Raw genomic sequence first — 13754 nt, 5'->3', positions numbered from 1 at the left:
ATATGAATAAATTATATGGACTGCTATCTTGTTTTGTTATCGCACTAACACTGTCGTCGACATCTTGTGCTAGTCGCCGGTATCATTCTGTTTCTAGTCCAGCAGACTATGTCAATCCATTTATTGGTGCCAGTACAAGTGTGGGCGCGGCAGGAACGTATCATGGTCTGGGAAAAACTTTTCCGGGGGCAACGACACCTTATGGCATGGTGCAGGTGAGTCCAAATACGATTACAGGTGGTGATAACAGCCCGGGGTATAGTTACGAGCATCGCAGTATTGAAGGTTTTGCTTTCACGCAGATGAGCGGAGTAGGTTGGTACGGCGATCTCGGAAATTTCCTGGTGATGCCTACCATCGGTAAGTTGCATACCATTGCGGGTAAGGAGGATGGTACCTTGACCGGTTATCGATCTCCCTACAACAAGTCCAGTGAGATCGCCCAGGCTGGATATTATGCGGTTGATCTTGAACGGTATCATATTCGCGTGGAGGCTACCGCTGCCCCACATAGCGGTATGCTGCGTTTTACCTTTCCGCAAAGTAAGGAATCCCGTATCCAGATTGACTTGGCGCGTCGTGTCGGTGGCACAGCAATACAGCAATATGTCCGAAAAGTAGATGACTATAGTATACAGGGATGGATGCGCTGTACGCCGGAGGGCGGTGGCTGGGGCGATGGCGATGGTAAGGCGGATTACACGGTTTACTTTTATGCACGCTTCGATAAACCCCTAAAAAAACACGGCATCTGGTCAGCAGAAATCCCTGACGACTGGAAGCGTAAGCGTGATGATGTACAGTCCATCCCTTACCAAAGTCGGGTGGCAGGAGCGAAAGTATGGCCCGGAAAAAACGAAATGGAAGGCAAACACCTTGGGGTATTCTCCGAATTTGAAACCAGTCAGGACGAGCAGGTTAATCTACAGGTCGGCATTTCTTTCGTCGATATGCAGGGCGCCGAAAATAATTTTAAAAAGGAAATCGCAGGCAAAAATTTCGATCGTGTCCGTCAGGAGGCTAAAGAAATGTGGAATACTCAGCTATCGAAAATTGCGCTTAAAGGCGGTACCGAAGACCAGAAAACGATCTTTTATACGTCATTGTACCATACCATGATTGATCCGCGCGTCTTTACGGATGTCGATAGGCGCTATACGGGCGGAGACAACAGAATCCATCGTAGTGAGGGCTTTACCAAACGCACCATTTTTAGTGGCTGGGATGTCTTCCGGTCACAATTTCCGTTGCAGACTTTGATCAACCCCAGCTTGGTAAATGATGAGCTCAATTCATTGATCAGTCTGGCTGACGAATCTGGAAAGGGATATTTTGAACGTTGGGAATTGTTAAATGCGTATTCGGGCTGCATGATCGGCAATCCTGCGCTATCGGTATTGGCGGATGCCTATGTGAAAGGAATACGCAATTACGATTTATCCAAAGCATTAACCTACGCGATCAATACCTCCAAAAGGTTTGGCAATGATTCGTTAGGCTACACTCCGGGGGCATTGAGCATTTCGAATACGCTGGAATATGCGTACACCGACTGGTGCATTGCGCAGCTGGCAAAAGGATTGAACAAGAGGGATACGGAACAAGTGTATTTGGCCAAAAGCCAAGCTTACCGAAAGATATTTGATCTGGAAAAAGGCTGGTTCAGACCACGGAAAAGTGACGGATCATGGGAGGAATGGCCCGAGAATGCACGTACTAAAGAGTGGTATGGTACGATTGAAAGTAACCCATACCAGCAGGGCTGGTTTGTGCCACATGATATTCCGGGCATGATCGAGTTGATGGGTGGGAAAGAAAAGACCTTAGCGGACCTAACGGATTTTTTCGAGAAGACGCCTGAGAATATGCTCTGGAACGATTATTATAATCATGCCAATGAGCCTGTGCATTTAGTCCCGTTTTTATTCAACCACTTGGAGGCGCCTTACCTTACCCAAAAATGGACCCGTTACATCTGCGACAACGCGTATAGTAATACCGTAGAGGGAATTGTGGGAAATGAGGATGTAGGACAGATGTCGGCCTGGTATGTGCTGGCCGCCTCGGGGATACATCCCTCTTGTCCGGGCTCAACACGCTTTGAAATAACAAGTCCCATATTCCAGGAATTGTCTTTTCAGCTGGATCCTAATTATTTCTCTGGTAAAAGGTTTCGCATTGTCGCTCACGATAATTCGGCGGATAATATATATATCCAGCGGGCAGTCCTAAACGGAAAGCCTTATGCTAAAAATTATATTGACTTTAAAGATATGGTGGCTGGGGCAACTTTGGAGCTGTATATGGGGCCTAATCCAAACAAAGACTGGGGGATCAAATGAAAAAAAGACTAGTATATATACTGCTATTCCTACAGCTTGCTCTTGTTGGCTATGGTCAAGTACGCGAGATTTCGCTCAATAGTGATAATCCTTCGATTCGCTGGGAAATAAAGCCGCAATCGGATCTGCCTTATTCAGGGCAGGAAATAGCACAACCCAATTTTCGGATGAAAGACCCTGTGCGCGGTATTGTCCCGGGCGTGGTCTTCGCAGCTTATGTGGAGCAGGGATTAGTACCGGATCCCAATTTTGCGGACAACATCTACCGTGTGGATGAACGGCTATTCAACCGTCCGTTCTGGTACCGTACCTCTTTTCACCTGCCTGTAGACTATAAAAAAGGGCAGCGTGTATGGATTCATTTTGACAATACCAACCGCTATGCCGATTTCTTCTGCAATGGGGTGAAGCTATCGGGTGTAGCAGGCGCTACAAGAGATGTCAGTGGCCATATGTTGCGCAGCAAATTTGATATCACAGATCTCGTGCGTGTGGGGCAGGAAAATGCAATCGCGGTGTTGATTACCGATGCCGACCAGAAGAAAACACGTACGGCAAAAGAACCTTTTGGCATAACGGCAAGCCCCACGTACTTGGCTGCGGCTGGCTGGGACTGGATGCCTTATGTACCGGGACGCTTGGCTGGGATTACTGGCAATGTATCGCTGCGCTTTGCTGGCGACGTCAGTATGGAAGATCCTTGGATGCGGTCCGACCTGGAAAGCAACGAGTTTGCCTACCTGGACTTTTCGACCGATCTAAAAAATGCAGGTGATCAGGCCAAAGAAATAACCCTGGAAGGAGTCATCAAACCCGGGGATATCCGATTTTCTAAAAAGGTAGAAGTTCCGGCACATAGCACCCAAAGGGTATATATCACCCGCAAGGAGGTGAAGGAATTTTTGATCAAACAGCCGCTGCTATGGTGGCCAAATGGTTATGGGGAACCGAATCTGTACAGCTGTTCGCTTACCGCAAAAATTGGTGATGAGATCTCGGATCAGAAGGAGTTCCAGTTTGGGATCCGTAAATACGAATACCATTATGTGCGCAATAAAGCGGGATGGCCAGTGCTGAATTTCTATATCAACGGAAAAAAGATCTATCTCAAAGGTGGGAATTGGGGAATGAGTGAATACTTGCTCCGCTGCCAAGGGGAAGAGTACGGTCTCAAGATCAAGTTGCATAAGGATATGAACTATAACATGATCCGCTTGTGGACGGGCTCGATCACAGACGATGCTTTCTATGATTATTGCGATCGTAATGGGATGATGGTGTGGGACGATTTTTGGCTCTATGTGGCGTATAACGATGTGGCCAATGATGATGATTTTAAAGCAAATGCGCTCGATAAAGTAAAACGACTGCGAAATCATGCCAGCATCGCGATCTGGTGCGGCGCCAATGAAACGCGTCCAAAACCTGAACTCGATAATTATCTGCGTGCTATTGTGGCGTCGGAGGACCACAATGATCGGCTGTATAAGTCCAGTTCCAATCAGGATGGTCTTTCGGGAAGCGGATGGTGGGGCAACCAGCCGCCGCGGCACCATTTTGAAACTTCGGGAAGCAACCTGGCCTGGAACGATCCGCCTTACCCTTATGGTAGCGACTACGGCTATGGCCTACGTACGGAAATCGGAACGGCTACTTTTCCCAATTATGAAAGTATCGTGAAGTTTATCCCAAAGGACAAGCTCTGGCCGTTGCCTACGGACGAACAGCTCAAATCGGAGGACGACAATGTGTGGAACAGGCATTTTTTTGGTAAGGAGGCTTCAAATGCCAGTCCTATCCAGTATAAAAATGCGGTCAATAAACAGTATGGTGAATCGATGAATTTAGCTGCATTTGCTGAAAAGGCGCAATACCTTAACCTCGAAGTCATGAAGGGTATGTATGAAGCCTGGAACGACAAGCTCTGGGACGATGCAGCAGGTATGCTGATCTGGATGAGCCAATCGGCCTACCCTTCATTTGTATGGCAGACCTATGATTACTATTACGATGCAACGGGCGCCTATTGGGGAGCGAAAAAAGCCTGCGAACCGGTACATGTACAATGGAACGCATCCAACAACAGTGTCAAGGTCATCAATACTAGCTTAAAGAGCCTGGATTCAGTATGGGTTTCGGCGCAGATCTTTGACATGGATGGCCAGGAGATCAAAAAATATGGCCTGCAAACCAGCGCTACCGTACGGTCAAATGTGGCGAAGGAAGTCTTTCGGCTAAATTTTGATGGCGAACAAGGAACTACAGCCTTGTCCGATCTACACTTCATCAAGCTTACCCTGAAGGATAGAAAGGGAGCTTTGCTGTCTGAAAACTTTTATTGGCGAAATGGCCGTAAAGAACTGGATTATACCAGCTTAACTAGTTTGCCGAAAGCCAAGCTTGAATTTGACTATAAAAAAGAAGCGGGGACCGAAGATATTATACTTCGGATCGTTAACCGTGGAAAGTCAGTATCATTTGGTAATCGCTTGCGCCTGGTCGATGCAGCAACTAATGAACGCATTTTGCCGCTCATGATTTCGGATAATTATTTTACCCTGATGCCGGGCGAGGAAAAGCATGTTCGGCTTACGGAATCTCATGCACAGCAATTAAAAAATGCGAAGCTGCTATGGAAGCAATATGGTCATGCCGAAAAGGAAACATTGAAACTAAAGAACATTTTTTAAAGATGATACAAATTTAAATAACTGATTATGAAACGAAGATTATGTATTTATCTGACAGTGATTTTTGCGATGCTAAGTCAGGCGCGAGCGCAGCAGGTGGACCTGGTAAAGTACGTGAATACACTCCAGGGAACGGATTCTGAATGGAGTTTGTCCTTTGGAAACACCTACCCAACAGTGGGACTGCCTTTTGCGGTGCATTTCTTTTCAGCACAAACAGGGAAAAATGGAGATGGTTGGAAATATCAATACAAAGCAAATCGCATACGTGGATTTCAACAGGTTCACCAATGTAGTCCCTGGATGGGGGATTATATGGTCTTTTCGTTGATGCCGGGCATTGGAAAGCTAGAGGTCAATGAGGAGCGCCGGGGGCTATCCTTTAAGCATGAAAATGAGATCGCTAAGCCGCATTATTATGCCGTGAATTTTGATAACGGTATCAAGGCGGAATTGAGTCCAGTGGAAAGAGGGGCGCATATGCGCTTTAGCTTCCCGAAAAAGGAAAAAGCGTTCTTGCTATTGGATGGCTTTTTGGGCGATAGCGAGATTAAGATAATTCCTGAAGAACGCAAGATTGTCGGGTATGTGCATAATGGGCGTTTTGTGCCTGAGCATATGAAAAATTATTTTGTACTTACCTTCGATCAGGATTTTAAAGCTTACGGCACCTGGGAAAATGTCAAGGGCACAATCCAAGCCGGGCAGCGCTATGATGCCGGGAAAGGCAAAGGTGGGTATCTGGAATTCCGCCCGGGGGTCAAAGTGGAGGTAAAGATGGCTTCATCCTATATCAGTCCGCAGCAGGCAAATCTTAATTTTAAACGCGAACTGGAAGGACACAATACTTTTGAGGTAAGTAAAAGGAAAGCTTTTGATACCTGGAATGCATTGCTGAATCGCGTACGCGTAGAAGGGGGGACGGAAGCGGAGATGGCAACATTTTATTCCTGCATGTTCAGGGCCAATTTATTTTCACGTAAGTTCTATGAAATGGATCCGGAGGGCAATCCCTATTATTTCAGCCCTTATGATGGTAAGATTCATAAAGGGTACATGTTTACGGATAATGGTTTTTGGGATACTTTTCGTGGGCAATTCCCCTTGAGTAATCTTTTGCATCCGGTCATGCAGGGGCGTTATATGCAGTCCTTGCTGGATGCGCAAAAGCAGGCCGGATTTTTTCCGACCTGGTCCAATCCTGGGATGTCGGGCGTGATGATCGGCAACCATGCTATCTCGCTATTGGCAGATGCCTGGGTGAAAGGGATCCGATCCTTCGATGCGGACAGTGCTTTGGCGGCCTATTACCATGAAGCAACCAATAAAGGATTGTGGGGTGGATCAAATGGGCGTGAAGGGTGGAAAGCGTATTTTACCAAAGGGTATGTTCCTTATGGCGATATTCACGAAAGTACGGCAAAGACGTTGGAATATGCCTACGATGACTTTTGTGCTTATCAGCTGGCAAAGGCTACGGGCAACAAATTCTATGAAAATATCTTTGCCCGGCAGATGTATAACTACAAAAACGTATTTGATCCTCAGGTAAACTTTATGCGCGGCAGGCTAGATAATGGGCAATGGCGTGAACCCTTTGATCCTGTAGAATGGGGTGGTCCCTTTACCGAAGCGAATGCCTGGCAATATACCTGGTCGGTGATGCATGACGTGAACGGCTTGATCAACCTGATCGGTGGGGTGGATAAGTTTAATGCAAAGTTGGATACGTTCTTTACCATGGAACAGCGCGTCAACTATGGTAGCTATAAACAGGAAATCCATGAAATGCGCGAAATGTTGTTGTCAAAAATGGGACAATATGCGCATGGCAATCAGCCGACACAGCATGTTCCGTATTTGTATAATTTCAGTGGCCAACCTTGGAAAGCGCAAAAATATGCCCGTATGGTGACATCGCGCCTTTATAACGCGACCGAAAAGGGGTATCCGGGTGATGAGGACCAGGGCCAGATGTCTTCCTGGTATGTCTTGAGCGCGATGGGGATCTATAGTGTCTGTCCCGGAACGGATGAATACGTATTTGGAAGTCCGGTATTCAAAAAGGTGACCATCAGTCTAGATAATGGGAAAACATTTACTATCAAGGCAGACAATAATAGTCCGCAGCATGTCTACATCCAATCAGCAGCACTCAATGGAGCAGCCTACGACAAAAATTTTATTCGATATGAAGATCTACTGAAAGGAGGCGAGCTTCATTTTGTCATGGGCGATAAGCCTAATTATGAAAGAGGAGTTTCGACGGATGCAAGGCCATTTTCCCTAAGTTCGATCGATTAGATCTTTTGAAAAATTTGATACCAGCGGGCTAGGCTCGCTGGTATAATGATAGCATAACCAATTATTTTACTGTTTTACAAAAAATTATGAACAAAAGCCAATTGACATTTTGCGCACTGGCCTTCCTGGCCTGTACGGCTTGTAGTAAACAGGGATTTTTAGATCAGACGCAATCATCAGACCTGAATGAAGAGGTCGTCTTTTCGGATAGTACCTATACCATTAACTTCCTGTCAGGAATATATGGTGATATCGGGTTTGCGACTTGGCCCAAGCGCTTTGGCGGGGGTGGCCTTGATGCCAGCACAGACGAAGCGGAGGGAGCTGGACTGGGGAGCATCAATACCTTTATCCAGTTTGCTACAGGTACCGTCAACTCCAATATTATCACCAATGATGCTTGGGCAAAACCTTATACCAATATTCGTAGGGCAAATATTATGCTTAAAAACCTGCATAGGGCACGCTTTGGTACGAATATTAAGGTGCGGGTGAAGGCAGAAACCCGGTTTTTAAGGGCCTATTATTACTTTATATTACTAGAACATTATGGTGGCGTGCCACTGATGGGGGACAGTGTTTACACGGCCAGTGATGTGATCCCTGCCAAGCGTAATACCTTCGAAGAGTGTGTGCGCTACATTGTGGCTGAATGCGATGCCGCAGCGCAGGATCTCCCCTGGGAACATGCAGGCGAAGACTATGGACGGATCAATAAAGCGGCCTGTTACGGATTGAAATCCCGGTTGCTACTGTATGCTGCGAGCCCGCTGTTCAATGGTAGCCCTGTGACAACAGAAGGAGCGTTAAAGGATGTCGTCGCCTATCCCAATGCAGATGAAACGCGCTGGCAGCTGGCCGAAGCGGCAGCAGCACAGGTCATTGAATCGGGACATTACAGTTTGCATGTCAACAATGATCCTGAACCGGGATTTGGTTTCTATCAGCTGTTTCAACTGCGCAAAAACTCAGAATATATCCTCGCCAAAATGCAAGATTCCAACCGGGATCTTGAAGGTATCTGGAATCCGCCGACTTTTGGCGTAAGCAACCCCGGCGCTTATCCGTATCTGGAAACGGTGGATGCTTTTGGGATGCGTAATGGTTTGCCTATTAGCGATCCGAATGCTGGATACGACCCGAAAAACCCCTATAAAAACCGGGATCCCCGCTTAGCGAATACCATAACCCGGGATCAGTCTTTGGTCTTCCACCGGGATGGATTAGCCCGGAGGCCAGTCAATATCTATATCGATAAGACCAATCCAAACAACGTGACTTCGGGACAGGATGCCATCTACCGGGGCACGCCTACAGGATATTATACCTATAAAATGGTCAATCGGGATGTAGCCGCGGATTGGTTCAATACCTATACGCCACGCTGCCTGCCAATCATCCGATATGCCGAAATTTTGTTGAACTATGCTGAAGCACGCAACGAATCGCTCGGGATCCCGGATCAGAAGGTCTATGCGGCGGTGGAGGCCATCCGAGAAAGGGCAGGATTGGATCCTTTTGTATTGCCGACTGGACTAAACAAGGACGCTATGCGTGAGATTATCCGGAATGAGCGACAAAAAGAACTAGCCTTTGAAGGACATCGTTTTTTTGACGTACGCCGTTGGAAGTTGGCCGAATCATTGGAAAATAAACAGCTGCATGGAACCGAACCCGTCCGTACAGCATCGGGGACAAGTTATAATACCATCAACGTACGAAAACGTGTCTTTGACAAACGCATGTACCTCTGGCCCATCCCCCAATCTGAAGTAGCGAAGTCCTTAGACTTGATTCAAAATCCAGGTTATTAATAAAAGATTAAACGGATGAAAATATATAAGATACTCTCATGGTCCTTGATGCTGGTCCTATGTATGGGAATAAGCTCCTGTAAAGATGAGCTAGGCAATATCCGCACGGAGGAGGCGGAAAAAGATATTACTGGAAACTGGAAAGTAATACAGCTGACCCGAAATGGTGAAAACCTGAGTAAGCGTTTGAAATTGGAAGATTTTAAGATCGATTTCAATGCCGACGGCACCTATTCCATTGCTGATGATCTACCTTTTGTAGTCAGCGGCTCGGGAAAGTACCGCCTGGATGATCCACAGTATCCCTTTAGTGTTGTGCTTAGTCCAACGGAGGGTAAAGAGGAGGTGGTCCTCAAATTCCAATTCCCTGTAGTCAATGGCAAACGCCAGCTCAGCTTAGTGATGAGCCTGGGTTGCAGCAGCAACACCTATCAATATGATTGTGAACGTTTAAACGGAGGAATATGAAAAAGAAGATACATTATTCGACATATATCTACTGGGCAATGGGGTTATTTTTGGCCATATTCTTAGCCCAATGCGGCCTTAAAGCCATCTCAGTAGTTGTACCGACATCTGCAAAGGCAAATCAGCGGGTGACTTTTACGATGCATTGCGGAGCTGAGCCCCGTATCCAGGGTGGAGGTAATTATAGCACCCAGCTGGTCGCGGGTATCATGGTACCCAAGGGATGGAATGCGCGCAAAAACCTGACTATGTCCTTTACCAGTCCAAAAGGGAATGGCACCATGCGTATCATTCCGGACAGTGAACTGGAACCTGTATCTGGGCTGAGCTGGCATCAGGCCGCCAAGAAGATGTTCGGGATCGGCCCCAATTTGGTGGACGATATGGAATGGATTGTTTTCAGAAGCACGCAGGCTTATTCCTTTGTCAATAACGAAGACATCGATTTTACGGTGAAGGCGGAATGTAACGTTGGTGCCGAAAATATGTTGCTGTCTTTGGGATTCTATATCGGTTCTTCCATCGAAAATCTGCGTCCGGAAGATACAGATTACAAAAAGTTTACGTTCTCAAATGCTTTCGAGGTAACCGATGGTGAGGGCGATCTGATCGATTTTATCAACCCACAGTTGGGTACGGTACAACCGGTCAAAAGTCTGGACAACGATATCATTACATTGACTTTTGATGGTGGGGTTACCAATACGGTGCTGGATCATGAGCCTGCCATCTATCTCCATGTCAAGGCAATGGATGAGTCAGGAAAGCTAATTGCTGAAATCAAGAAACAGACAGCAGATACCAAACTGACGGACATTGGTGGTAAAAAATACCTTATTGATATCTGGCCACGTGGATTTTTTAAGGTTGATAAGGATGTACACATCGCCCGGCTGGAATATTTTTATACAGACATCACAGGCACCAAAAGTGTCGGTTATGGCAATACGGATGAGCCTTTTAAATATACCTTCCGCTGTGAGTGATTGCTAACCTAATAAACGAATGACAAATGTTTAACCATTATATAAAATTAAGTGTTGTCGGTGTACTGTTGGTGATTGCCGATAAACAGACCGCACAGGCCAGCTGGTATCCACGGCTCCGTGAAACAGCCTCAGGGAATGAGGAGCGGACGATAGGGAAATTTCCGAAAATTGTGGATGAATATGGTAAGCCAATTTCAGGAGCCAAAATATATGATGTCAAGCTGCAGCTTGTCGGTGTGACTGATGAAAATGGGGGGGGCTCTTTGAGAGACAATGCGATACATGAAGCCCTGTGGGTGGAATATCCGGGATATTATAGAAAGAAGATAAAAGGAGGTTCTGAAAAATCGGTGTCGCTGGTGCCGGCCGTACTCCAGCGCGCAGACTCCTTGCATATTGGCTATGACAAAAAGAAAAGTTCGGAGCTCCTGGGAGCCGTTTCGGTAGTCTACAACAGTCAGATCAAAGATGTGCCTACACCCTTGTATTTGAATGCGCTCACAGGCCGGATGCCGGGGCTGTTTACGCAGGAAGTCAGCGGGTTTCGATCACCGAGCATGACCGCTATCACCTCAAATGATCTGGCGGGATCTCTTCCCTCGGATGCCGTGAAATATCGTTCCAGCATCGGTGACAATACCGAAATTGGCTTTAACCTAAGGGGACAAAGTCCGGTGACTATGATCGACGGTGTACAGCGGGATATCTATTCCATAGATCCCGAAAACATCGAATCGGTGACCGTAGTCAAAGATGCACTGTCCAGCATTTTATTGGGACAACGGAGTTCCAGAGGGATATTGCAGGTAACGACGAAAAAAGGACAGGCAGGACCACCAAGGATCAGCTTTACAGCACAAACAGGAATCCAGCAATCGTTGAAAATGCCGCAGCCCTTGAACGCTTATCAGTATGCCTATCTCTACAACGAAGCACTGCTCAATGCAGGGCGGCAACCTGTGTATAGTTCGGACGATTTTAAGGCCTTTAGGGATGGAACCAATTCCTTGTTCTTCCCGGATGTCAACTGGTACGATGCCGTCGTAAGGGACAATAACCCGACCACCAAATATAACCTTGGTGTGAAGGGTGGAATCAAAAATGCACGTTATGCCCTTTCGCTAAGTTACCTGAACCAATATGGTTTATTTAAATCGGATGATAAGTTTGACTATGAGACCAACGTACAGAATAAACGTTATCTCATCAATAGTGCCATTGATGTGGATGTAACTGATGACTTAACGATTGGACTGCAGTTTTTTGGAAAGATACAGGATGGCAGACAGCCGGGGGCAAAAACAGGAACGATCTTATCGACCTTGTATAATACACCGAACAACGCGTATCCAATTTTTAATCCAGACCAATCTTATGGTGGCTCCTCGGTCTATCGGAGCAACTTGTACCAGCTTGCGACGGGATCGGGTTATCTTTTGGATAATACGAGGGACCTGCTGGCTAATCTGGATTTTAATTACAAGCTTGACAAATTTGTTCCCGGACTGTATGCAAAGGGTAAGTTAAATGTTTCATCAACTTCGTCGAGTCTTATCGACCGGAATCGCCAACAGCCGGTGTATGACTTAAGCTATAACGAGCAGAAAGATCTTGTGTATGTTCGTTATGGAACGATAGCGGATCAGCCTAATTCATTTGCGACCACGTCTACAGCAAATTTTTTCTATTTCCAGGGAGCGCTGGGGTATGATAAGCAGGTGAGTGAGAAACACCGTGTCGGAGCCAAACTGTTTATGGACAGGCAAACGGCCAATTATCAGTTTGACTTACCTGCCATTTATACCAACTTTGCGGCGACAGCGAACTATGCCTATCAGGATAAATATTTTGCTGAAGTAGCCTTAAACTACTCAGGATTCAATCGTTTTATGCCCGGAAACCAATATGGCCTGTTTTATGCTTTTGGCTTGGGCTGGGATATGCTGCAGGAAGACTTCCTGAGGGAACAAAGGGATTGGCTTTCTCAGCTGAAATGGCGCGCTACATTTGGGCGGACGGGAAATACCAACGAAGCCGCCCTAGGTTATTACAGCTGGCGAGCTTCTTATGGACAGGACGGAGCGAACGGCTATGACTTCGGCTCAGAATATGCTTACACCAATAGCTTGATCGAAAAAGGGCTTGCCAACATTGAAGGAACCTGGGAAAAGGGAAATAAATTTAACATCGGTTTGGATGCCGCATTCTGGCATTCAACACTGAAACTGACAGCCGATTATTTTAGAGATACTTATTTTGACCTACTACAGCAGCGCGGGTCGACCATTGATCTGATCGGTATTGGATATCCGAATGAAAATATTGGTAAAAACCGTTATGAAGGACAGGAAATCAGTTTAACATACCAAAATAATTTTGGTGAGTTTAACTATTTCATTACCGCTAATGCCTCGCGTATGAAGACCCAAGTGCTATATATGAACGAGGTCTTTCAGCAATACGATTGGAACCGGCGTACGGGAATGCCCGTGGGCCAGACATTTGGTTACCGGGCCGATGGCCTTATCCAGACGCAGGAAGAAGCCGATCATGCACCATTACTATCGGGAAATAAGGTGTATCCCGGTGATGTCAAACTGGTGGATTTGAACGGAGATGGTATCATTAATCAATACGATCAAACGGCCATTGGCAATACAAAACCTCTCGTATATTTTGGCACTACCCTGGGATTCAATATTGCAGGGTTTGATTTCAGTGTATTGCTTCAGGGGGTATTGAACCGTAGTTACCAACAGACCGATTATTCCTTTGGAGATACAGGCGATGGACAAGGTTTTGATTATATGCTGGGACGCTGGACACCGGAGACCGGTACTGCGGCAACTTATCCACGGTTGACGCTGGGACCCGATCCGACCAATACACAAAATATTTCGAGCTACTGGACCCGTTCGGGGGAATATCTTCGGGTAAGGAACCTGGATGTCGGCTATACATTGCCCTCCAATTGGACAAAGCGGGCGAAGCTTTCCGCGGTACGCATTTTTGCAAACGCGCAAAACCTGTTCACTTTTACCCCCTATGGCCGTTTGGATCCTGAAATATCATCAGGTACAGCTTATCCAGCACAGCGGATCATAAGCTTTGGTGTAAACGTGAAATTATAAACCTTAGAAATCGACA

At 46.4% G+C, this 13754-nt stretch carries 7 protein-coding genes; all 7 read left to right on the top strand.

Translation table 11 applies throughout. The annotated features are described in order from the left end of the window. The first annotated feature begins 2 nt into the window (after positions 1-2). The 7 genes from HX021_RS13265 (at position 3) to HX021_RS13235 (ending at position 13738) form a co-directional block, all read left to right on the top strand. Positions 3-2342, top strand: a complete 2340-nt coding sequence (locus HX021_RS13265; protein WP_286590880.1) for a GH92 family glycosyl hydrolase — start codon at positions 3-5, stop codon at positions 2340-2342. After that, positions 2339-5032 carry a glycoside hydrolase family 2 protein gene (locus tag HX021_RS13260; protein WP_286590878.1) on the top strand — a complete coding sequence of 898 codons (2694 nt, stop codon included), beginning with the start codon at positions 2339-2341 and terminating at the stop codon, positions 5030-5032. Before HX021_RS13265 ends, HX021_RS13260 begins: the two co-directional genes overlap by 4 nt. A 27-nt stretch (positions 5033-5059) precedes the next feature. Further along, entirely contained in the window at positions 5060-7336 is a 2277-nt protein-coding gene (locus HX021_RS13255) for a GH92 family glycosyl hydrolase (RefSeq protein WP_286590877.1), read from the top strand. 86 nt (positions 7337-7422) lie between these two features. Next, the gene (locus tag HX021_RS13250) at positions 7423-9150 is read left to right on the top strand and encodes a RagB/SusD family nutrient uptake outer membrane protein (protein ID WP_286590876.1); all 1728 of its coding nucleotides are present in this window, start codon (positions 7423-7425) and stop codon (positions 9148-9150) included. Between the two features lie 15 nt (positions 9151-9165). Beyond that, positions 9166-9618, top strand: a complete 453-nt coding sequence (locus HX021_RS13245; protein WP_286590873.1) for a DUF5004 domain-containing protein — start codon at positions 9166-9168, stop codon at positions 9616-9618. After that, positions 9615-10604 carry a DUF4961 domain-containing protein gene (locus HX021_RS13240; RefSeq protein ID WP_286590872.1) on the top strand — a complete coding sequence of 330 codons (990 nt, stop codon included), beginning with the start codon at positions 9615-9617 and terminating at the stop codon, positions 10602-10604. The genes HX021_RS13245 and HX021_RS13240 overlap by 4 nt, the downstream gene beginning before the upstream one ends. A gap of 26 nt (positions 10605-10630) precedes the next feature. Continuing rightward, complete coding sequence (locus HX021_RS13235; protein ID WP_286590871.1) at positions 10631-13738, top strand: SusC/RagA family TonB-linked outer membrane protein; 3108 nt, start codon at positions 10631-10633, stop codon at positions 13736-13738. The last annotated feature ends 16 nt before the right edge of the window (positions 13739-13754 follow it).

Source organism: Sphingobacterium sp. N143 (assembly GCF_030325625.1).
Lineage (GTDB): Bacteria > Bacteroidota > Bacteroidia > Sphingobacteriales > Sphingobacteriaceae > Sphingobacterium.
This window is presented reverse-complemented; position numbering and strand designations above follow the sequence as displayed.

What these genes read in the sequence shown, in the direction of transcription:
- HX021_RS13260 (WP_286590878.1), top strand. Translation starts at nt 2,339, where the DNA reads ATGAAAAAAAGACTAGTATATATACTGCTATTCCTACAGCTTGCTCTT.
- HX021_RS13250 (WP_286590876.1), top strand. Translation starts at nt 7,423, where the DNA reads ATGAACAAAAGCCAATTGACATTTTGCGCACTGGCCTTCCTGGCCTGT.
- HX021_RS13255 (WP_286590877.1), top strand. Translation starts at nt 5,060, where the DNA reads ATGAAACGAAGATTATGTATTTATCTGACAGTGATTTTTGCGATGCTA.
- HX021_RS13245 (WP_286590873.1), top strand. Translation starts at nt 9,166, where the DNA reads ATGAAAATATATAAGATACTCTCATGGTCCTTGATGCTGGTCCTATGT.
- HX021_RS13240 (WP_286590872.1), top strand. Translation starts at nt 9,615, where the DNA reads ATGAAAAAGAAGATACATTATTCGACATATATCTACTGGGCAATGGGG.
- HX021_RS13235 (WP_286590871.1), top strand. Translation starts at nt 10,631, where the DNA reads ATGTTTAACCATTATATAAAATTAAGTGTTGTCGGTGTACTGTTGGTG.
- HX021_RS13265 (WP_286590880.1), top strand. Translation starts at nt 3, where the DNA reads ATGAATAAATTATATGGACTGCTATCTTGTTTTGTTATCGCACTAACA.